The organism is Achromobacter sp. HNDS-1 (assembly GCF_040084795.1).
In the GTDB taxonomy this organism is placed as follows: Bacteria; Pseudomonadota; Gammaproteobacteria; order Burkholderiales; family Burkholderiaceae_B; genus Achromobacter; species Achromobacter ruhlandii.
Window position 1 is genome coordinate 4,341,065 of sequence record NZ_CP157584.1, and the last position, 19,834, is coordinate 4,360,898.

Genomic DNA, 19,834 nt, shown 5'->3' on the forward strand with positions numbered 1-19,834 from the left:
TTCTAACGGCTGCGGCGCCGGCTGGCGCGCCGGGCGGGCGCCATGGGGGCGGGGCTGCCGAAGCGCTCTTCCAGGTGCTCGACGAACGAGCGCACCTTGGGCGACAGGAAGCGCCGGTGCGGATAGGCGGCGTACATGGAAATCGGGGTGTGGGCATAGTCCTGCAACAGGGCCGTCAGGCGGCCGCTGCGCACGTCCTCGCCCACCAGGAACTCCGGCTGCAGGATTACGCCGTGCCCGGCCAGCGCGGCGGTGCGCAGCACATCGCCGTTGTTGGCGCGCAGGGCGGCATTGACCCGCACCAGATGGATGATGCCGTCCTTCTCGAAATGCCATTCGTTGCCGGTGCTGGCATAGGCGTAGTGCAGGCAGCGGTGCTGCTTCAGGTCTTCGGGCGTGCGCGGCACGCCGTGGCGTTCCAGATAGGCCGGCGCCGCGCACACGAGCAGTTGCTGCGGCGCCAGCGGCCGGGCCACCAGCGAGGAATCCTGCAGCGGTCCGATACGCACCGCCACGTCATAGCCGTCTTCCACCAGGTCGACCACGCGGTCGTTCAGGTCCAGGTCAATGGTTACGTCCGGATAACGCAGCAGGTATTCGGCGATGGCCGGGCCCAGGTGCAGGATGCCGAACGACACCGGCGCGCTGACGCGCAGGCGGCCGCTGGGCGCCTGGCCCTCGGCCTGCAGCGACAGTTCCAGGTCGGCCACTTCGGCCAGGATCGGCCGCACCCGCTCGTAGAAGGCGCGGCCGGCGTCGGTCATGCTGAGCTTGCGGGTGGTGCGGTTGAGCAGCCGCACGCCGTACTTTTCTTCCAGAAAGGCGATCTGCCGCGTGACCACGGAGCGGGCCTGGCCCATCTTGTCCGCGGCGGCGGCGAACGAGCCCAATTCCACGACCCGGGCGTAGGTCTGCATGGCGGTGTGGGTATCCATGATTATTTCCCAAAGGGGAACAATAAGTTGCGATTTTGCATGTTTATCTTTGTTTTTGGAATCGCAAGAATAGCGGCCATGAAGAATCTTCCCGTCCTGGGCGATTCGCTCACGGAGAATGCAATGATCGATACCCGTACCGCGCCGTATGCCGCGCTCCTGCTCCGCATCGCGCTTGGCGTGATGTTCCTGGCCCATGGCCTGACCAAACTGCTGGTGTTCACGCTGCCCGGCACCGCACAGTTCTTCGCCAAGATTGGCTTTGCCGGCTGGCTGGCGTATCCGGTGACCTTCTTTGAGATCGGTGCCGGCGTGTTGCTGATCCTGGGCGTGTGGCCGCGCTGGATCGCCGTGATCGCCGCCGTGCAGTTGTTCGTGGCATCCACGGTCCACTTCGGCAATGGCTGGGGGTTCAGCAATCCGGGCGGCGGCTGGGAATACCCGATTTTCCTGGCGGTGGCGGCCGCGGCGCTGGCGTTGCTGGGCGATGGCAAGTACGCGCTGCTCAAGAGCGGCCGCGGCGGCTGACCGTCCCGCGCATCAAACTGTCTACTGGATTGGACGTCGTCCTCGAGGCGGCCGGCACCTAGAATGGGCCGGCCGCCTCGGCTTTTCTGGAGCTTCCATGTCATTCATCACGCGTATTCTTGGTGCCGCGCTGTTCGCCGCCGCCCTGTCGCCGGCCGTGCAGGCCTCGCCCGAGCAGGAGGCCGCCAACAAGGCGGCCGTGCTCGCCTTCTATGAAAAGGGCCTGAACCAGAAAGACGCGGATGCGGCCTTGAAATACCTGGGCGACCGCTACATCCAGCACAATCCCAACGCCGCTGACGGACCCGAGGGGTTCCGCAAATTCGTCGCGTTCCTGCGCGACAAATATCCGCAGTCGAAAAGCGAGATCAAGCGCGTCTTCACCGATGGCGACTATGTGATCCTGCATGTGCACGCCGTGCGCGAGCCGGGCTCGCGCGGCAATGCCATCATCGACATCTTCCGGTTGGAGCGGGGCAAGATCGTCGAGCATTGGGACGCGGTGCAACCGATTCCCGAGCAATCGGCCAACGGCAACGGCATGTTCTGACCTGGGGTGGCCTGCGTGGCCTGTCGCCGGGGCGTGACGCGCCGGGGTGGAGTGGAATCAGGCGGTGGGGTTGGCCTGGAAGCCCAAGGCGCCGGGCACCTGGGCGCGAACGATCAGGCGCAGCGGCGCCGCATCGTAGACGTGCGGCAGCGCGATGCGTAGCGACTGCGCAGGCGCCAGGCGATCGACGACGTCCAGCAGGGCGGCGCCTTCGTCCGTGACAAGCCGTTCCATCAGCGCCGCGAGATCGCGGTCCAGCACGATGCCCGGGCCCCGGTCCGTCATGGCGTACAACTGTCCGGCGTCGTCCAGCCACCAGCCGGTGACGGTGGCCACCGGCATGTCGGTGTGGGTGCGCAGCGAGCGGCCGTCGTCGTCCAGCCGCAGCACATAGGGCGCCGCGTCCAGCCGCAGGAAAACGCGTTGCGGGCCGTTCTGGAAAAACCAGCGACCCGTGTCGTCATGTTCGTAGTTGCGGTTGATGAAGCCCAGGATCTGGGGATTGGTGATGGATTCGCCGGCACCGCCTCGCGCGGCCTGTCCTTGCGGATGCAGGCGCCAGCGGCCGCGCGGATCCAGCGACAGCCAGCCAAACACCGCCGGCACGTCGGGCCAGCGGGCGATGGCATCTTTCACCGAGGGATCCATGGTCAGGGGCGGATGATGATGGGCGGCGGGTTGATGACAATGGCGGGAGCGGGCATCGCCGGCACCAGCACGGGCTGCGGGGCATAGCCGTAGCGGTAGTCATCGCGGCATTTGCGCTTTTCGCGATAGTCGCCGTTGCGCTTCCATTTGCGCTCGACTTCACAGGCGCCGTCCCAGTACTTTTCCTTGTACTCGCCGCGGCCATGACCGTGGCCATGGCGATGATGATGGCGGTCGGAGTCGGCCTCTGCGGCCAGCGGCGCCAACGTCATCAACGTGGCGGCGGACAGGGCGAGCAGGGTGGGGCGGACGCGGCGCGGTGCGTGATGGTTGTGCATGGGATCGTCGTCAAATGAAAACGGCGTCACCTTAACAATCAATCGATTGACCGGGCGTAGGGATGGGTAACGAGATGCAGGGGGAAGAAATACTGGAGGCGCAAGCCGGAATCGAACCGACGTACACGGATTTGCAATCCGCTGCATAACCACTCTGCCATTGCGCCAGTACTGCAAGAAAAAAGGAAGCTCGGTATAGGCCGGTGCTTCCTTTTTGTATTTGGAGCGGGAGACGAGTCTCGAACTCGCGACCTCAACCTTGGCAAGGTTGCGCTCTACCAACTGAGCTACTCCCGCGGGGCACTGCGTTTGGTGAGCCGAATGTTGATTGCCTTGGGTTTTTAATCCGAAGCTTTCAACCTGCCGGCGCTTTTAGCCGGCTAAGCCACTTTTTGAAAGAGGCCGTGTCCACCAAAGACAGCGATTATACACAGTTTTTAGGACTTGTGCGGGTCTGTCCGTGCGGCCCGCAAAAAAAGTCGCCGCAACGATGCGCGGCGGAGTTCGTCGCGAAGGTGCGCGACAGGTCCGCGTGCAGGGCGCATGGCATGAGGCGATGACGACATCGAGGCTCGGGACCGCAACGTAACACTGAAGGGGAAATCGACAAGAACCTGTCGCGAGGCAAACGGCGCCGATGATGCCTGGCGGTCCGTCTGGATAAGCACATCCGGCTGGTGATTCCAACGATGCGGCGACGTTCATGAAAACGGCGCATCAACTGGAGCGGGAGACGAGTCTCGAACTCGCGACCTCAACCTTGGCAAGGTTGCGCTCTACCAACTGAGCTACTCCCGCGCGGATACTGCTGTACTGCGAAGAGGCGAGAGTATACCGTAATTTGACGCCGGGGCAAGCGGGCGCCGCGTCAGGCCTGGCCTGGCGCCGCGTGGACGGACGTGGCGGGCAGGCATGGCCCGCGCGGCCCGTCACATGGCCCAGTCCAAATGGCGGTTCTTGGCGCTTTGCCGCCGCGGCTGCTGGCGGCACCATGTGGACATGCGGCGATGTCGTCCGCAATCCATTCCACATAGGTGTTCGCAACATGACCCAGCGCTTGAATTACTTCCAGGTTTCCGCCGAGCTGTCCAAGCATTATCTCGATTTCAGCGCGGCATTGAAAAAGAAGGCCGTCATCCGGGAGTTCAATGACCTCGTGACGATCCGCGCCTCGCAGATCAATGGCTGCGGCTTCTGCCTGGACATGCACGTCAAGCAGGCCAAGATCGGCGGTGAGCGTGAGTTGCGCCTGCATCATATCGCCATCTGGCGTGAATCCACGCTGTTCAGCCCGCGCGAGCGCGCCGCGCTCGAATGGACCGAGGCGCTGACCGTACTGCACCCGCACGGCGTGTCCGATGCGGTGTATCAACATGTCCGCGGCCAACTGTCCGAAGAGGAAATCTCGGATCTCACCTTTCTGGTGGTGGGCATCAATGGCTGGAACCGCCTGAATGTCGCCTTCCGCACCGAGCCTGGCTCCTCCGACGAGGAGTTCGGTCTGGGCAAGGCCGGGTTGAAGTAGGCGGGGTTGCGGCAAGCGGCGGCGGGTCGCCGATGGCGGATACGCCGCCGCTACATCAATTCCAGGATGCGTCGGCCTAGCTGCTCGGCGCGTTCCTGCGACTCGATGTTGGTGAAGCTCATCAACAGACCGGCGCCGCACGGCGCGTGGGTCGTCCAGCGCGACAGGGCGTGCGCGTAGATGCCGTGCTCGACCATGCGCTGCGCCAGCGGGCGGTCGGTCTGGTGGCCCTGCATCCGCACCAGCAAATGCATGCCGCCCGGTTGTGGATGAATCGGCATGGTGGGGCCGAACACTTTGGCCAGCCCCGCGGCGGTGGCGTTGCGGCGTTCCGAGTAGAGCCGCCGCATGCGCTGGATATGGCGCGCGAAATGGCCCTCCAGCATGAAGGCGCCGACCATGGCCTGGGTCAGGCCCGGGATGCCGTTGCCGAGCACGCGGTTCACGTCCTCGAAGCGCCGCACCTGGGCCTCGGGCACCACCAGGTACGCCAGGCGGATGCCGGGGAACATGACCTTGCTGAAGGTGCCCGCGTAGAGCACGCGGCCATGGCGGTCCAGGCTCTTGAGCGCCGGCAGCGGCCGGCTGACGTAGCGGTATTCGCCATCGTAGTCGTCTTCCACGATCCAGCGCTGATTGCGCTCGGCCCATTCCAGCAGCGCCTGGCGGCGCGTCAGCGACAGCGTCACGCTCAGTGGGCTTTGGTGGGCGGGCGTCACGACCGCCGCGCTCGCCCCCGGCGCCTGCGCGATACCCCGCGACACCATGATGCCCTCGGCGTCGACTTCCACCGGCGCGAACGTCAGGCCGGAATGCTTGAGCAGCTCGCGCGTCGGCGGGTAGCCGGGATCTTCCACCCAGACCTGGTCGCCGGGGTGCAGCAGGGCCTGGATCACCAGGTTCAGGCTCTCGCGATAGCCGGACGTGATGAACACTTGCGCCGGCGAGCAGTGGATGCCGCGCGCCACCTGCAGGTGCGCGGCGATCGCGTTGCGCAGCGCGGGCAGCCCATCGGCGGGCGGGTAGGACAGGTCAGCCGCCTGCGTGGCGCGCAGGTGGCGGGCGCCCAGCCGCGCCCAGATCTTGCGTGGAAAGGCGTCCAGCGCTGGCAGGCCCATCTGGAATGGCAGCAGCGTAGGCGGCTGGCGCCAGGTATCGGGGTCCGCCTTGGCGGGCGCTGGAAGCGGCCGCGGCGTGGCCTGCGCCTGCAAGCCCGGCGTGACTACGGTGCCGGCCTGGCCGCGCGGCTGTACATAGCCTTCGGCATGCAGCAGCGAGTAGGCCATCTCGATCGTGCCGCGCGCCACGCCCAGGTCCTTGGCCAATGCGCGCGCGGACGGGATGCGGTCGCCCGGCTTGAGCGTGCCCTGGGCGATGGCGCCGCGGAAGCGCTCGTAGACCTGCCGGTACAGCGGTTCGTCGCCGGAAACGGCGGGCGGCAGGTTGGCAAGGGAGGTCGGCATCATGGCCTAGTCGAAAGGTCAATTTATGGTTCTTCAAATTATGTCATGGCTTCCTTAGCATGATGTTCATGCCCGCTATGGCGGCGGGTGATTTCTTTCCAGACAGGATCTTCATGAGTCAACCTGACATTCGCCCTATCGAAACCGACGAGGCGCTGCGCGCCTGCTTTCCGGTCATGCGGGAATTGCGCCCGCACCTGGCCGGCGAGCGCGATTTCGCCGAGCGCGTCGCGCGCATGCGCGCCGAGCGTTACGCCCTGTTGGCGGTGTGGGAGGGCGACGCGCCGGTCGCGCTGGCTGGCTATCGCTTCCAGGAAAACCTGATCTATGGCCGTTTCCTCTACGTCGATGACCTTGTCGTCACCGAATGCAGTCGCGGCTCGCGCCATGGCGCCAGTCTGCTGCAGGCGCTCGAGCGCATGGCGCGCGAGGCTGGTTGCGCCAAGCTGGTGCTGGACACCGGCCTGGCCAACGCGCTGGCGCAGCGCTTCTACTTCCGGCAAGGCTTGCTGACGGGCGCGATGCGCTTCAGCAAGGTGTTGGAGGGGGCGGTCGCATGAGCGTCCTGCGTTTGACCTGCAGTCCGCGCGGCGCGGCATCGGAGAGCCTTCGGCTGTCGCGGTTCATCCTCGATGGACTGGCGCGGGCCGATGCCAGGCGGGGCCGCGACCTTGTCGAGATCGACGCCAATCCGCTGCCGCATGTGGATGCCGAATACGCCTGGGCGCTGGGCTCGCCGGCCGACCCCGACGGCGACTCCGCCGGATCGTTGCGCCAGTCCGACCACCTGATCCAATCCCTGGTCGATGCCGACTACGTCGTCATCGCCACACCGATGCACAACTACACCGTGCCGTCGGCGTTGAAGGCGTGGATCGATCATGTGGTGCGGGTGCGCAGCACGTTCACCGTGACGCGCGCAGGCAAGGTCGGGGTGCTGGCCGACAAGCCGGTTTTCGTGGCGGTGTCGTCGGGCGGCCTGTTCTCCGGGGCCGAGGCGCGCCAGCCGGATTTCCTGACGCCCTACCTGAAGGCGGCGCTGGCCACCATCGGCCTGAAGCGCCTGACGTTCTTTTCGGTGGAGGGCACCGCGATGGGCGGGCAGGCGCTGGAGGCGGCCCGGCTGCGGGCCCGCGCGGAGATCGAGGCGTACTTCACGAAAGCGGCGGATACCTTGGTCGATGCGTTCGTCGCCTAGCGGCCGCGCGGCGTTGCCCGCCGGACTGAGGGGCGTCTAGGCTTCCATCCACACGTCTTCGTAACCCTGGTCGTCGATGATGAACTTCGCGCCCGGGGGCAGGCGCAGGTAGTCGACGACTCGCGGCAACAGCGTCGCCAGGTGCGCGGTGTGGATGGGTTGGTAGAAGTCGTCGGCGTCCGAGTGTTCGCCACAGTGGATGAACCAGCCGATGGTGCCGTCCCGGGGCAATGTGATGCGCGTGCCATGGATCGGCATCGCGCCCAGCGTGCGCAGGGCGACCGCGACCATTTCTTCAGGCGCCATGCCTTGCATGCCGTATCTGTCGCAGATCGCGTCCTGCGCAGCCGTTTGCGGAGATGTCGCCATGCTTGCCGTTTCGGTTGTGGGTTCCGGGTGCGTCGCCATTGCTGTCAGTGTCGCCGCTTTCGGCGGATCTGCCACGAGCATTCTTGGCGGCCCTGTCACGAACATTCCTGGTTTACTGCCCGTGCTCACTTACCTGCGGCGCAGGTGTTGCTCGCACGCAGGTGTTGCTCGCATTGACAGGGCTTCGGGACAAAACTGTGGTGATCGGCGCGGAAATGAAAAAAGGGCCCGCAGGCCCTTTCTTGCAACATGCGCAGTGTGAAGACACTGCCCATAAAATCTGGAGCGGGAGACGAGTCTCGAACTCGCGACCTCAACCTTGGCAAGGTTGCGCTCTACCAACTGAGCTACTCCCGCATGGGTCCGCAATTTCTGGCCTGGTGAAAATTCCACGCACTGCCAGTGCAAACCATTTCTTATTGCCAACCACTTTCGTGGTTGCCTGATCAACTTGGTTATCGATCAGAAGGCGCGCATTCTACATGATTTTTTTCGATCGTGCTTGCCGCTGGCAGATTGCTGGGGCAGGCGGATCGCGCTTAACTTTGCGTGGCCAAGGCTGCACTGAGTGCCGTCTGGCTGCCAAGCTCAATCAAGTAATATGAGCGAAGACAGAAAATATAGCACACCCGGTAGTATCCATGTCAAATTCCTCTGCCACCGCACCTGTCCTCATCCCCGAGGCGCGGGACCTTTCCGCCTTGAACACCCTGGGCCTGGCGTCGACGGCCCAGGCCTGCGTCACGCTCGACGATGTGGCGCAACTGCCGGCCCTGTCGGCCTTGGCCGCGCGGCACGACCGGCTGCTGGTGCTGGGCGGTGGCAGCAATGTGGTGTTGCCCGAGACCGTGCCGGGCCTGGTGGCGCGCGTGGCGCTGCGGGGCGTGCGCCTGCTGCGGGCCGAGCCCGATGCATGGCTGGTGGAGGCGGCAGGCGGCGAGACCTGGCACGACTTCGTCGCCGAGTGCGTGAGGCAGGGCTGGGACGGCCTGGAAAACCTGGCATTGATCCCGGGCACGGTCGGCGCGGCGCCGGTGCAGAACATCGGCGCCTACGGGGTCGAGCTGGCCGATCGCTTTGACAGCCTGACGGCCTGGGACGTGCAGGCGGGCCGGTATGTCGACCTGAGCGCGGCCGAGTGCCGCTTTGCCTATCGCGACAGCATTTTCAAGCACCAGCGGCCCGGACGTTGGGTGATCGTGGCGGTGCGCTTGCGTCTGCCGCGGCCCTGGCGGCCGGTGTTGTCGTACCCGGACCTGCAGCGTCATCCCGGCCTTATGGGCGAGCCGTCGGCGCGCGCCGTCTTCGAGGCGGTCTGCGAGATCCGGCGCGCCAAGCTGCCGGACCCGGCGGTCACCGGTAACGCCGGCAGTTTTTTCAAGAATCCCATCGTGTCCGCGGCGCAGCGCGAAGCGCTCGTCTCCCGTTATCCCGGCCTGGTGTCGTATGCGCAGCCGGACGGCAGCTACAAGCTGGCGGCCGGCTGGCTGATCGACCAGTGCGGCTGGAAGGGGCGCAGCCTGGGCGCGGCCGGGGTGCATGACCGGCAGGCGTTGGTGCTGGTGAATCGCGGGGGCGCCACCGCCGCCGACATCCTGGCGCTGGCGCGCGCGATCCAGGATGCGGTCGCCGAGCGCTACGGCGTGGCGCTGGAGCCGGAGCCCGTGGTGGCGTGACCGGGTGCTGCATGAAAAAAAGGACCCTCGCGGGTCCTTTTTTTCATGGGCGCGAAGGGATCAGAGTCCCAGCACCGCCTGCATGTCGTACAGGCCGTTGTGCTTGCCTTCCAGGAAGCGGGCGGCGCGCAACGCGCCTTCGGCGTAGGTGGCGCGGCTGGCCGAGCGGTGGGTGATCTCGATGCGTTCGCCGATGCCGCAGAACGACACGGTGTGGTCGCCGACGATGTCGCCGCCGCGCAGCACCGAGAAGCCGATGGTGCCCGGCTTGCGCACGCCGGTGTCGCCGTGGCGGCTCCAGGTGGCCACGTCGGGCAGGGCCACGTCCCAGGCCGAGGCGATGGTCTCGCCCATCTTGAGCGCGGTGCCCGAGGGGGCGTCGACCTTGTTGCGGTGGTGGGCCTCGAAGACCTCCACGTCGTAGCCCGAATTCAGGATGCGGGCGGCCATGTCCAGCAGCTTGAGCGTGGCGTTCACGCCCACGCTCATGTTGGGCGCGAACACGATGGCGGTTTTCTGCGCGGCCACTTCGATGGCGGCGCGGCCGTTGTCGTCGAAGCCGGTGGTGCCGATGACGGCCTTCACGCCCAGCTTGGCGCAGGCCTGCAGGTGCTCCAGCGTGCCTTCGGGGCGGGTGAAGTCGATCAGGCAGTCGGCGTTGGCCAGCGCGCCCAGGTCGTCGGTGATGGCGACGCCGGTCTGCTGGCCCAGCGGGGCGCCCGCGTCCTGGCCCAGCGAGGGCGAACCCTTGCGGTCGAGCGCGACCGCCAGTTGCAGGCCGTCGGCCTTCAGGACGGCGTCGATCAGCATCTGGCCCATACGGCCGCTGGCGCCGGCGATAGCAATACGCATGAAGAAAATCCTTGGGTTTAGCGCAGCGGCTCGGGCGCGTTGCCGGGCTGGCCGGGGTATTGGTTCATCGGGCTGGTCGGGGCGGCGGCGTCGCGTTTCTTCTGCTCTTCTTCCTGCTTGAGCCGGGCCTCGTCTTCGCTCAGGCGCTTGTCGGCCTTTTCATCGGCGGTGGCGCTGGGCGTGTTGATCTGGTAGGGCTGCAGGTCGGGCTGCTTGTCGCCTTCCCAGCGGGTCAGCCGGTCGTTCTCGAACCAGACCGTGAACTTGCGTTCCTGGGCGTCACCGTAGCCGGGCTTGTAGTAGTAAGGGTAGTCCCAGCGGTTGGCGTGCAGCACGCTGGTCAGGGTGGGGCTGCCCAGCGCGAAGCGGACCTGTTCGCGCGTCATGCCCGGCTGCAGCAGCGCCACCTGCTCCTGGGTGATCCAGTTGCCTTGCTGGACACCGGCCTTGTAGGGGAAGCCCCACTTGTCCCCCGTGCAGCCGGCGAGGGCGACGGCCAGGGCGGCGATGGCCAAACCGGTCTTGAGCGAGCGGGAAGGAATTCGTGCAATCATGGACACTACGCGCCCCTATTATTTGGAAGCAGACAAAACCGTTATCATAAAGGTTTCATAAGGATAGTTCTGCGGGGCGGCAGGAATTCTGGGGAGCCGGCTCGCGGTTACCGAGTATCCTTGCCCATGCCAACGCGGACGGAGAGCGATTACACCATGAGCGACCAAAGCGAACTGAAAAACATGGGTTTGAAGGCGACTTTCCCGCGCCTGAAAATTCTTGATATCTTCCGTAAGTCGGACCAGCGCCACCTCAGCGCCGAAGACGTCTACCGTGCCCTGATCGGCGAAAACGTCGAAATCGGCCTGGCCACCGTCTATCGCGTCCTGACCCAGTTCGAACAGGCCGGCATCCTTGCCCGCAGCCAGTTCGACAGCGGCAAGGCCGTGTTCGAACTGAACGACGGCGATCACCACGACCACCTGATCTGCACCAACTGCGGCAAGGTGGTTGAGTTCTCCGATCCGGACATCGAGAAACGCCAGCAAAAGATCGCCAAGGACAACGGTTTCGCGCTGGAAAGCCACGCCATGGTGCTGTACGGCATCTGCGGCAGCTGCCTGAAAGGCCGCTGAGCTTTCTTCGCCTCGGACCTGCCCACGGCCGCGCTCGCCGTGGGTAGTTGAAAGCAAAAGCCCCTTCTATATGAAGGGGCTTTTTTTATTCTCGGACTGAATCAGGCTGCGGACCATTGCGATACGGGCTGTCGGCACAAAGGCAGCCGGCGCCCGGCTTTTCTGGGGGGGGGGGCGCACGCGCCCCGGATGCGTCGCATCAGGCCCGCGAGGAGCGGGTTGCCTGGCCCCTGCAGATTCAGGCCGGCGCGCGGCCGAAGCCTGCCAGCATTTCGCGGGCGTGCTCGCGGGTGGTGGCGGTGAGCTTGATGCCGCCCAGCATGCGGGCGATCTCCTCGACCCGGGCGCCTTCATCCAGTTCTTCGATGCGCGAGCGCGTGGTGCCGCGAGATTCGGTCTTGCTGACCAGGAACTGGTTGTTGCCGCAGGCGGCGACCTGCGGCAGGTGGGTGACGCACAGCACCTGGTGGCGCTCGCCCAGTTCGCGCAGCAGCTTGCCGACGGCTTCGGCCACCGCGCCGCCGACGCCGCTGTCGACCTCGTCGAAGATCAGGGTGGGCACGCGCGCCGCGCGGCTGGCAATGACGGACAGCGCCAACGAGATGCGCGACAGTTCGCCGCCGGATGCGACCTTCGCTAGCGGCCGTGGCGTGGTGCCGGCATGGCCGGCCACCAGGAACTCGACGTGTTCATTGCCATGGGCCGACGGCGCGGCGGCGGCCAGCGTGGGCTCGAACTTGCCGCCTTGCATGGCCAGCGTCTGCATCGCTTGCGTGACCTGCTTGCCGAGATCCTTGGCGATCTTGCGGCGCGCCGCCGTGAGCTTGGCCGCGGCGGCGTCGTACTGCGCCTGCGCCGCCTGCGCCTGGGCGCGCAGCGCGTCGATATCGGCGGCAGCCTGCAGGGCCGAGAGTTCGGCGTGCAAGCTGTCGCGCAAGGTGCAGAGTTCGTCGGGTTCGGTGCGGAATTTGCGCGCCGTCTCGAACACCGCGCTCAGGCGCGCCTCGACGTCGGCCAGCCGGCGCGGATCGAGATCGACACGGCTGACGTAGTTGTTCAGGTCGGACACCGCTTCGCTGATGGCGATGCGGGCCGATTCGAGTTCGTCGTAGATGCCCTGCAGGCCGCTGTCGTGCCGCAGCATCTGCTGGATGCGGTGGTTGGCCGCGGTCAGCCGGTGGTGGGCCGAATCGCCTTCGCCATCAAGGGCGTCGAGGATCTGTGTGGCGCCGTCCAGCAGCGACTGCGAATGCGACAGGCGGGTGTGCTCGGATTGCAGCGATTCCCATTCGTCCGGCGCGAGCCCGAGGCGATCGAGTTCGTCGACCTGCCATTGCAGCCGCTCGCGTTCGGCGGCCAGGCCCTCGGCGTCTTTTTCGGCCAGTTCCAGCTGGCGCGCCAGCGCGCGCCATTGCTTCCAGGCCAGGCCCACCGCCTGGCGCAGGTCGCCGTGGCCGCCGTGCGCGTCCAGCAGGTCGCGCTGGGCCTCCGGACGCATCAGGCTCTGGTGCGCATGCTGGCCATGGATGTCGACCAGGCTGTCGCCCAGTTCGCGCAATTGCGCGACCGTGGCCGGGGTGCCGTTGATGTAGGCGCGGCTGCGGCCCTGGGCGTCGATCACGCGGCGCAGGGCCAGTTCGTCGTCGGCGTCAATCTCGCGTTCGGCCAGCCAGGCGCGCAGCGCCGGCGGCGTGTCGAAGACGGCGGTGATATCGGCGCGAGCGGCGCCTTCGCGCAGCACGCTGACGTCGCCGCGCTCGCCCAGCGCCAGCGCCAGCGCGTCGATGAGGATGGATTTGCCCGCCCCGGTCTCGCCGGAGAAGACGGTGAAGCCGGGACCGAAATGGATCTCGGTCTGCTCGACGATGACGAAGTCGCGGATGTGCAGGGTGCGCAGCATGTTGGGGCGCTTACTACTCTACGTTGTCGGTGGCCTGCGGCATCAGGTTCCAGTGCAGCTTGCGGCGCAGGGTGGAAAAGAAGCTGTAGCCTTCCGGATGCACGAAGCGGATGGTGTAGGGCGCGCGCTGCACGACGATGCGGTCGCCGGGCTGCAGGTCGGACCAGGTCTGCATGTCGAAATGCACGCTGGCGCCGACCTCGACGCGGCCCATGGCGGTGAGCGTCATGTTCAGCACGCCGGTGTCCGGAATGACGATGGGACGGTTGGACAGGGTCTGGGGCGCCACCGGCACCAGCACCATGGCGTTCATGCCGGGGTGCAGGATCGGGCCATTGGCAGACAGCGCGTAGGCGGTCGAGCCGGTGGGGGTGGCGATGATCAGGCCGTCGGCGCGCTGGGTGTACATGAAGGCGCCGTCCAGTTCGACGCGCACTTCGATCATGCCGCCGCGTCCGGCGCGGTTCAGCACCACGTCGTTCAGCGCCGAGGCCGCGTACATCTGCTGGTCGCCGCGCCAGGCGCTGCCTTCGAGCAGCATGCGTTCCTCGATCTGGAAGTTGCCTTCCAGCACGCGCGTCAGGGCGCCATGCGCGTCCTGCACCGGGATGTCGGTGATGAAGCCCAGATGGCCATGGTTGATGCCGACCACCGGTACGCCGTACGGGGCGAGATGGCGCGCGGCGCCCAGCACCGTGCCGTCGCCGCCCATGACCACCGCCAGCGAGGCGTCCTGGCCGATCTGTTCGTAGGTGGCGACGGGGTATTCCGTCAGGCCGGTGTTGCGGGCCGTGTCGGCATCGACGAGCACCTGCCGCCCGGCCTGCGTGAGCGCGTGCGCGAGCGCCCTTAGCGGAGTGGCCAGGCCGGTGTCCTGGTATCTGCCGATCAGCGCGACGGTAGGAAAGTGCATGGTGGCAAGGCGAGTCAGAAAAACGAAATTGGTCCGGAATCGGGCCAGTTAGCCGATTATATGGGGCCGCATATCGGCTTGCGGGACAAAAATCGCCTCAACTGGAAAAGATTCCCTAAAATACCCGCTATGGATGACCGCGCACGCGCACTACTGAAAGCGTTGATCGAACGCTACATCGCCGATGGGCAACCAGTCGGCTCGCGGACGCTATCGAAGGTTTTCGATCTGTCGCCCGCCACCATCCGCAACGTCATGGCGGATCTGGAGGAATTGGGGCTGATCCATAGTCCGCACACCTCGGCGGGGCGCATTCCGACGCCGCGCGGCTACCGCATGTTCGTCGATTCGCTGCTGGCGGTGCAGTCCTACCAGCTCGAGCCGCACAACATGGGCGAGATGCTGGCCGCGGCCGAGCCCACCCGCGCGGTCAATGCCGCCGCGGCGCTGCTTTCCAACCTGACCCAGTTCGCCGGGGTGGTGCTGACTCCCAAGCGCGCCCAGGTGTTCCGCCAGATCGAATTCATCCGCCTGTCGGACAAGCGGGTGCTGCTGATCATTGTCACCCCCGACGGCGACGTGCAGAACCGCATCCTGTTCGTGCAGCGCGACTACGCCGAGGCCGAATTGCTGGAGGCCGGCAACTTCTTCAACGTCCACTTCGCCGGCAAGTCCTTCGACGCGGTGCGGCGCACCCTGTCCACCGAACTGGCGCAGTTGCGCGAAGACATCTCGCGGCTGATGCAGGCGGCGGTCGAGGCCAGTGCCGAGGCCGCCGAGGACGGCGATGCCGTGGTCATTTCTGGCGAGCGCAAGCTGCTGGACGTCACCGACATCGCTTCCGACATGGACCGTCTGCGCAAGATGTTCTCGCTGTTCGAGAAGAAGACCGACCTGCTGCAACTGCTCGACGTGTCCAGCCGCGCGCAGGGCGTGCAGATCTACATCGGCGGCGATTCCCAGTTGGTGCCGATGGAAGAAGTCTCGGTCATCACGGCGCCCTACGGCGTGGACGGCAAGGTGGTCGGAACGCTCGGCGTCATTGGCCCGACCCGCATGGCCTACGAACGCGTGATTCCCATCGTGGACATCACGGCGCGTCTGCTGTCCAACGCCCTCAGCCACAACCAGTAGTTCCATTCGAACCGACATCCTCCTCGCGGAGGAAGGGGAGTTTTTGTGTTTCTTCGCCTGTTCAAGTATCTCTGGCCTGAACGCTACCTGCCCGAAGCCGAGCAGGACGACCCATTCAATGAAGACCCGCCGCCGCGCGCGCCGGGCAAGGTCGGCGTGCTGCTGGTGAACCTGGGCACGCCCGACACCCCGGGCAGGAAGGATATCCGCAAGTACCTGGGCGAATTCCTGTCGGACCCGCGCGTGATCGAGATTCCGCGCTATCTGTGGAAGCCGATCCTGCACGGCCTGGTGCTGACGCTGCGTCCCAAGAAACTGGAGCCGCGTTACGCCGGCATCTGGCTCAAGGACGGCTCGCCGCTGATGGTCTACAGCCGCCGCCAGGCCGAAGGCGTGCAGGCCGCGTTGACCGCGGCCGGGGTCGAGGCGATGGTGGAGCTGGGCATGCGCTACGGCAACCCGTCGATTCCCGACGCCATCTCGCGCCTGCGCGCGCAGGGCTGCGAACGCATCCTGACCGTGCCGCTTTATCCCCAATACGCCGCCAGCACCACCGCCACGGTGGTCGATGCCGTCACGCGACATGCCGGCCGGCTGCGCGACCAGCCGGAAATGCGCTTCATCAAGCGGTTCCACGAGGACCCCATCTATCTCGATCCGCTGGCCGCCAGCATCGAAGCGTACTGGCGCGAGCATGGCAAACCGCAGAAGCTGGTCATGAGCTTCCATGGCCTGCCGCGCTATTCCATCGAGCTGGGCGACCCGTACTACCGCGACTGCATGGAAACCGCACGGCTGCTGGCGCAGCGCCTGTCGCTGCCGCGCGAGCAGATCGAGGTGACCTTCCAGAGCCGTTTCGGCACCGCCCGCTGGCTCGAGCCCTACACCGAACCGACCCTCAAGGCGCTGGCCGCCTCGGGCGTCACCGAGGTGGATGTGGTGTGTCCGGGATTTGTGGCAGACTGTCTGGAAACCCTGGAAGAGATCAGCCTGGAGTGCCGCGACGCCTTTCTCGGCGCGGGCGGCAAGCAGTTCCGTTACATCCCGGCGCTGAATGATGATCCGGCCTGGATCGCGGGGTTGGCCACCCTGGCGGAACGCCACTTGCGGGGATGGCCCACACATTCACGGACTTGAAGGAGAGGGCGCATGCACCATGATCCCAAGACGGGCAAAGTTGTGAAAAAGGGGAACGTCAGCACCCCGGTGGACGAGGATCAGGTCGAGCACGAGCTGGACGAGGCGCTGGCCGAGACCTTTCCCGCGAGCGATCCCATCGCGATCAACCCGGAACCCGATGACGATCCGCGCGTCGACCGCGCCCTGAAAGAGAGCTTTCCCGCCAGTGACGCCGTCGCCCCGGCGCAGCCGCACAAGAAATGATCGGTGCCTGATGGCGCCGGCTATGCCGAAAATCCGGATCTTGGCTGGTTTTTACGGCTAATGCTGCATTTTTAGAGATTTTTGTCGGATTTTTCAGCGTCGTCGCCCATTGCCGCGGCAGCGGTGCGCGGCGGGGAATATTTGCTTTCCCGGGCTTGAAATAGGGGTATTGGCCCCCATTCATGTCTGCGAAAGCCATTCTTTTTGGAGGATTCCCCATGACGGCACCCAACGAGCCTGTAGATCAGACGCCCGGATTCGGCGACGACGCCGATGCGGCCCCCGCCGCCCAGGACGCCGCGCAGGCCGAGCTGAACGAGTTGCGCGCCCAGCTGGACGCGGCCCAGGCTACCGTCAATGAGCAGCAGGACCAGCTTCTGCGCATCCGCGCCGAGGCCGAGAACGTGCGCCGCCGTGCCCAGGAAGAAGTGTCCAAGGCACGCAAGTTCGGCATCGAGTCGTTCGCGGAAAGCCTTGTGCCGGTCAAGGACAGCCTGGAGGCCGCGCTGGCCCAGGCCGACCAGACCGTGGACACGCTGCGCGAAGGCGTCGAGGTCACGCTCAAGCAGCTCGCGGCCGCCTTCGAGCGCAACATGCTCAAGGAAATCGCGCCGGTCCAGGGCGACAAGTTCGATCCGCACCTGCACCAGGCCATTTCTTCGATTCCGGCCGAGCAGCCCGCCAACACCGTGGTGCAGCTGCTGCAGAAGGGCTACGCCATCGCCGACCGCACCCTGCGTCCGGCCCTGGTGGTGGTGTCCGCCGGCCAAGGCTGACCGGACCGCGCACCATGACCGATCCCAGGTTCGACCCGGCCCAGGTTTTCGCGGTGTTCGGCATGCGTCATGTCGATACCGCGGGATTCGACGCCGCCGTGGTCCAGGCCCCGGGATCGGACCTGCGCTGCGTGTTCCTGTGGGGCCAGGATTGCTATAACTGCAATCTTTTCAAGCAGGCGGCATTGCTGCACCAGGACACCCTGCTGGGCCTGGACCTGAGCTGGTTCGAGGCCGATGTCTACGCCGATGAACCCCTGGGCCGCCGCTTTTCCCTGCATGGCGTCCCCACTTTTGTGCTTTACCGGGCCGGAAAGCGGCTCGGCCGCATCACCGGTTGGCCCGGATTGCCCCAGTTCACGGCGGCCATCCGGCGCCTGCAGGAAACGCCGGCGGAAAATTCCAGCCAGGCGTCTTGAAAAACCCTGCGGGCAGCCCCAGTTATGTGGGGACAGGAAATTTCTCTCCAATTTCATAGATCTATCCAAGGTAACCCCACCATGAGCAAAATTATTGGCATCGACCTGGGCACGACCAACAGCTGCGTGGCTGTCATGGACGGCGGTCAGGTCAAGATCATCGAAAACGCCGAAGGCGCCCGCACCACCCCCTCGATCGTCGCCTACATGGACGACGGCGAGACCCTGGTGGGCGCGCCCGCCAAGCGCCAGGCAGTGACCAACCCCAAGAACACCCTGTACGCGGTGAAGCGCCTGATCGGCCGCAAGTTCGAGGAAAAGGCGGTGCAGAAGGACATCAACCTGATGCCCTACGCCATCGTCAAGGCCGACAACGGCGACGCCTGGGTGGAAGTGCGCGGCAAGAAGATGGCGCCTCCCCAAGTGTCGGCCGACGTGCTGCGCAAGATGAAAAAGACCGCCGAGGACTACCTGGGCGAAGAAGTCACCGAAGCCGTCATCACGGTGCCGGCGTACTTCAACGACAGCCAGCGCCAGGCCACCAAGGACGCCGGCCGCATCGCCGGCCTGGAAGTCAAGCGCATCATCAACGAGCCGACCGCGGCCGCGCTGGCCTTCGGCCTGGACAAGACCGAAAAGGGCGACCGCAAGATCGCCGTCTATGACCTGGGCGGCGGCACGTTCGACGTGTCCATCATCGAAATCGCCGACGTCGATGGCGAAAAGCAGTTCGAAGTGCTGTCGACCAACGGCGACACCTTCCTGGGCGGCGAGGACTTCGACCAGCGCATCATCGACTACATCATCGGCGAGTTCAAGAAGGAACAGGGCGTCGATCTGTCCAAGGACGTGCTGGCCCTGCAGCGCCTGAAGGAAGCCGCCGAAAAGGCCAAGATCGAACTGTCGTCGGCTCAGCAGACCGAGATCAACCTGCCGTACATCACGGCCGACGCCTCGGGTCCGAAGCACCTGAACCTGAAGATCACGCGCGCCAAGCTGGAAGCGCTGGTCGAGGAACTGATCGAACGCACCATCGAACCCTGCCGCGTGGCCATCAAGGACGCCGGCGTGAAGGTTTCCGACATCGACGACGTGATCCTGGTCGGCGGCATGACCCGCATGCCCAAGGTCCAGGAAAAGGTGAAGGAATTCTTCGGCAAGGATCCGCGCAAGGACGTGAACCCCGACGAAGCCGTCGCCGCTGGCGCCGCCATCCAGGGTTCCGTGCTGTCGGGCGACCGCAAGGATGTGCTGCTGCTGGACGTCACCCCCCTGTCCCTGGGTATTGAAACCCTGGGCGGCGTGATGACCAAGATGATCCAGAAGAACACGACCATCCCGACCCGGTTCTCGCAGACCTTCTCGACCGCTGATGACAACCAGCCGGCCGTGACGATCAAGGTGTTCCAGGGCGAGCGCGAAATCGCCGCGGGCAACAAGGCCCTGGGCGAGTTCAACCTCGAAGGGATCCCGCCGTCGCCGCGCGGCATGCCGCAGATCGAAGTCACGTTCGACATCGATGCCAACGGCATCCTGCACGTGTCGGCCAAGGACAAGGGCACTGGCAAGGAAAACAAGATCACCATCAAGGCCAACTCGGGTCTGTCGGAAGACGAGATCCAGCGCATGGTCAAGGATGCCGAGGCCAACGCCGAGGAAGATCACCGCGTCGCCGAGCTGGCCCAGGCCCGCAACCAGGCCGATGCGCTGGTGCACGCCACCCGCAAGTCGCTGACCGAATACGGCGACAAGCTCGAGGCGTCCGAGAAGGAAAGCATCGAGGCGGCCATCAAGGCGCTGGAAGACACGCTGAAGGACGGCGACAAGGCCGCCATCGACGCCAAGGTCGAAGCCCTGTCGACCGCCTCGCAGAAGCTCGGCGAAAAGATGTACGCCGACATGCAGGCGCAGCAAGCGGCCGGCCAGCAGCAGGCCGCCGACAACGCGAAGCCGGTGGACGACAACGTCGTCGACGCCGACTTCAAGGAAGTCAAGCGCGACCAATAATGGCCGGGCGCTGACCTGCCTCTGCCGCCCGGTAGCCGGAGAAATCCGCCTACCGGGCGAACTCATTCTGTAGCACTGAAAAGAAGGCTC

General features: G+C 65.5%; 22 protein-coding genes and 4 tRNA genes. 13 read left to right on the plus strand and 13 right to left on the minus strand.

Features of this window, described 5'->3' with window-relative positions; translation table 11 throughout:
- Nucleotides 1-2 precede the first annotated feature (2 nt).
- Nucleotides 3-935, minus strand: a complete 933-nt coding sequence (locus ABFG95_RS20090; protein ID WP_049071687.1) for a LysR family transcriptional regulator — start codon at nt 933-935, stop codon at nt 3-5.
- 123 nt (nt 936-1,058) lie between these two features.
- Here ABFG95_RS20090 and ABFG95_RS20095 point away from each other — a divergent pair, with 123 nt between their 5' ends.
- Both ABFG95_RS20095 and ABFG95_RS20100 read left to right on the plus strand, forming a co-directional pair.
- The gene (locus ABFG95_RS20095) at nt 1,059-1,463 is read left to right on the plus strand and encodes a DoxX family protein (protein ID WP_054416549.1); all 405 of its coding nucleotides are present in this window, start codon (nt 1,059-1,061) and stop codon (nt 1,461-1,463) included.
- A 97-nt stretch (nt 1,464-1,560) separates the two neighbouring features.
- Entirely contained in the window at nt 1,561-2,013 is a 453-nt protein-coding gene (locus tag ABFG95_RS20100; RefSeq protein ID WP_063585094.1) for a nuclear transport factor 2 family protein, read from the plus strand.
- 57 nt (nt 2,014-2,070) lie between these two features.
- On the opposite strand, the gene ABFG95_RS20105 is transcribed toward ABFG95_RS20100, so the two are convergent.
- The 5 genes from ABFG95_RS20105 to ABFG95_RS20125 form a co-directional block, all read right to left on the minus strand.
- Entirely contained in the window at nt 2,071-2,661 is a 591-nt protein-coding gene (locus ABFG95_RS20105) for a DUF2946 family protein (protein WP_054416530.1), read from the minus strand.
- 2 nt (nt 2,662-2,663) lie between these two features.
- On the minus strand, nt 2,664-2,999 hold the full coding sequence (locus ABFG95_RS20110; protein WP_049077498.1) for a hypothetical protein: 336 nt from the start codon (nt 2,997-2,999) through the stop codon (nt 2,664-2,666).
- A gap of 93 nt (nt 3,000-3,092) precedes the next feature.
- A tRNA-Cys gene (locus ABFG95_RS20115) sits at nt 3,093-3,166 on the minus strand.
- A 54-nt stretch (nt 3,167-3,220) separates the two neighbouring features.
- Nucleotides 3,221-3,296 (minus strand) — tRNA-Gly (locus ABFG95_RS20120).
- A 425-nt stretch (nt 3,297-3,721) separates the two neighbouring features.
- A tRNA-Gly gene (locus ABFG95_RS20125) sits at nt 3,722-3,797 on the minus strand.
- Nucleotides 3,798-4,044: 247 nt separating this feature from the next.
- On the opposite strand from ABFG95_RS20125, the gene ABFG95_RS20130 reads away from it, so the two are divergent.
- Complete coding sequence (locus tag ABFG95_RS20130; RefSeq protein ID WP_059269421.1) at nt 4,045-4,524, plus strand: carboxymuconolactone decarboxylase family protein; 480 nt, start codon at nt 4,045-4,047, stop codon at nt 4,522-4,524.
- 50 nt (nt 4,525-4,574) lie between these two features.
- On the opposite strand, the gene ABFG95_RS20135 is transcribed toward ABFG95_RS20130, so the two are convergent.
- The gene (locus ABFG95_RS20135) at nt 4,575-5,990 is read right to left on the minus strand and encodes a PLP-dependent aminotransferase family protein (protein WP_054416532.1); all 1,416 of its coding nucleotides are present in this window, start codon (nt 5,988-5,990) and stop codon (nt 4,575-4,577) included.
- A gap of 110 nt (nt 5,991-6,100) precedes the next feature.
- On the opposite strand from ABFG95_RS20135, the gene ABFG95_RS20140 reads away from it, so the two are divergent.
- Nucleotides 6,101-6,547 carry a GNAT family N-acetyltransferase gene (locus ABFG95_RS20140; RefSeq protein ID WP_049071704.1) on the plus strand — a complete coding sequence of 149 codons (447 nt, stop codon included), beginning with the start codon at nt 6,101-6,103 and terminating at the stop codon, nt 6,545-6,547.
- Nucleotides 6,544-7,185 carry an NAD(P)H-dependent oxidoreductase gene (locus ABFG95_RS20145; protein WP_100502887.1) on the plus strand — a complete coding sequence of 214 codons (642 nt, stop codon included), beginning with the start codon at nt 6,544-6,546 and terminating at the stop codon, nt 7,183-7,185. Before ABFG95_RS20140 ends, ABFG95_RS20145 begins: the two co-directional genes overlap by 4 nt.
- Nucleotides 7,186-7,221: 36 nt before the next feature.
- On the opposite strand, the gene ABFG95_RS20150 is transcribed toward ABFG95_RS20145, so the two are convergent.
- A complete protein-coding gene (locus ABFG95_RS20150; RefSeq protein WP_278990582.1) occupies nt 7,222-7,491 on the minus strand; it encodes a hypothetical protein in 270 nt (89 codons plus the stop codon).
- Nucleotides 7,492-7,835: 344 nt separating this feature from the next.
- A tRNA-Gly gene (locus tag ABFG95_RS20155) sits at nt 7,836-7,911 on the minus strand.
- Nucleotides 7,912-8,195: 284 nt separating this feature from the next.
- Between ABFG95_RS20155 and murB the strand changes: the two genes are divergently transcribed.
- Complete coding sequence (gene murB, locus ABFG95_RS20160) at nt 8,196-9,230, plus strand: UDP-N-acetylmuramate dehydrogenase (protein WP_059269423.1); 1,035 nt, start codon at nt 8,196-8,198, stop codon at nt 9,228-9,230.
- Nucleotides 9,231-9,290: 60 nt separating this feature from the next.
- On the opposite strand, the gene dapB is transcribed toward murB, so the two are convergent.
- Together dapB and ABFG95_RS20170 are read right to left on the minus strand one after the other, a co-directional pair.
- On the minus strand, nt 9,291-10,082 hold the full coding sequence (gene dapB / locus ABFG95_RS20165; RefSeq protein ID WP_049071712.1) for a 4-hydroxy-tetrahydrodipicolinate reductase: 792 nt from the start codon (nt 10,080-10,082) through the stop codon (nt 9,291-9,293).
- Nucleotides 10,083-10,099: 17 nt separating this feature from the next.
- Complete coding sequence (locus ABFG95_RS20170; RefSeq protein ID WP_059269424.1) at nt 10,100-10,636, minus strand: outer membrane protein assembly factor BamE; 537 nt, start codon at nt 10,634-10,636, stop codon at nt 10,100-10,102.
- Nucleotides 10,637-10,792: 156 nt separating this feature from the next.
- Here ABFG95_RS20170 and fur point away from each other — a divergent pair, with 156 nt between their 5' ends.
- A complete protein-coding gene (gene fur / locus ABFG95_RS20175) occupies nt 10,793-11,212 on the plus strand; it encodes a ferric iron uptake transcriptional regulator (protein WP_006223539.1) in 420 nt (139 codons plus the stop codon).
- Between the two features lie 238 nt (nt 11,213-11,450).
- Here fur and recN read toward each other — a convergent pair whose 3' ends face one another.
- Both recN and ABFG95_RS20185 read right to left on the minus strand, forming a co-directional pair.
- Nucleotides 11,451-13,112: a DNA repair protein RecN gene (gene recN / locus ABFG95_RS20180; protein WP_278990581.1), complete on the minus strand. Its 1,662-nt coding sequence runs from the start codon at nt 13,110-13,112 to the stop codon at nt 11,451-11,453.
- Between the two features lie 13 nt (nt 13,113-13,125).
- Nucleotides 13,126-14,025, minus strand: coding sequence for an NAD kinase (locus ABFG95_RS20185; protein ID WP_049071720.1), 900 nt, complete (start codon nt 14,023-14,025; stop codon nt 13,126-13,128).
- A 129-nt stretch (nt 14,026-14,154) separates the two neighbouring features.
- Between ABFG95_RS20185 and hrcA the strand changes: the two genes are divergently transcribed.
- The 6 genes from hrcA (at nt 14,155) to dnaK (ending at nt 19,744) form a co-directional block, all read left to right on the plus strand.
- Entirely contained in the window at nt 14,155-15,159 is a 1,005-nt protein-coding gene (gene hrcA / locus ABFG95_RS20190; RefSeq protein WP_049071722.1) for a heat-inducible transcriptional repressor HrcA, read from the plus strand.
- 45 nt (nt 15,160-15,204) lie between these two features.
- A complete protein-coding gene (gene hemH / locus ABFG95_RS20195) occupies nt 15,205-16,296 on the plus strand; it encodes a ferrochelatase (RefSeq protein WP_348994862.1) in 1,092 nt (363 codons plus the stop codon).
- 12 nt (nt 16,297-16,308) lie between these two features.
- Nucleotides 16,309-16,542, plus strand: coding sequence for a hypothetical protein (locus ABFG95_RS20200; RefSeq protein WP_049071726.1), 234 nt, complete (start codon nt 16,309-16,311; stop codon nt 16,540-16,542).
- A 218-nt stretch (nt 16,543-16,760) separates the two neighbouring features.
- A complete protein-coding gene (gene grpE / locus ABFG95_RS20205; RefSeq protein ID WP_049071727.1) occupies nt 16,761-17,318 on the plus strand; it encodes a nucleotide exchange factor GrpE in 558 nt (185 codons plus the stop codon).
- 14 nt (nt 17,319-17,332) lie between these two features.
- The gene (locus ABFG95_RS20210) at nt 17,333-17,737 is read left to right on the plus strand and encodes a thioredoxin family protein (protein ID WP_049071728.1); all 405 of its coding nucleotides are present in this window, start codon (nt 17,333-17,335) and stop codon (nt 17,735-17,737) included.
- An 81-nt stretch (nt 17,738-17,818) separates the two neighbouring features.
- Complete coding sequence (gene dnaK / locus ABFG95_RS20215) at nt 17,819-19,744, plus strand: molecular chaperone DnaK (RefSeq protein WP_049071730.1); 1,926 nt, start codon at nt 17,819-17,821, stop codon at nt 19,742-19,744.
- Nucleotides 19,745-19,834: the final 90 nt, after the last annotated feature.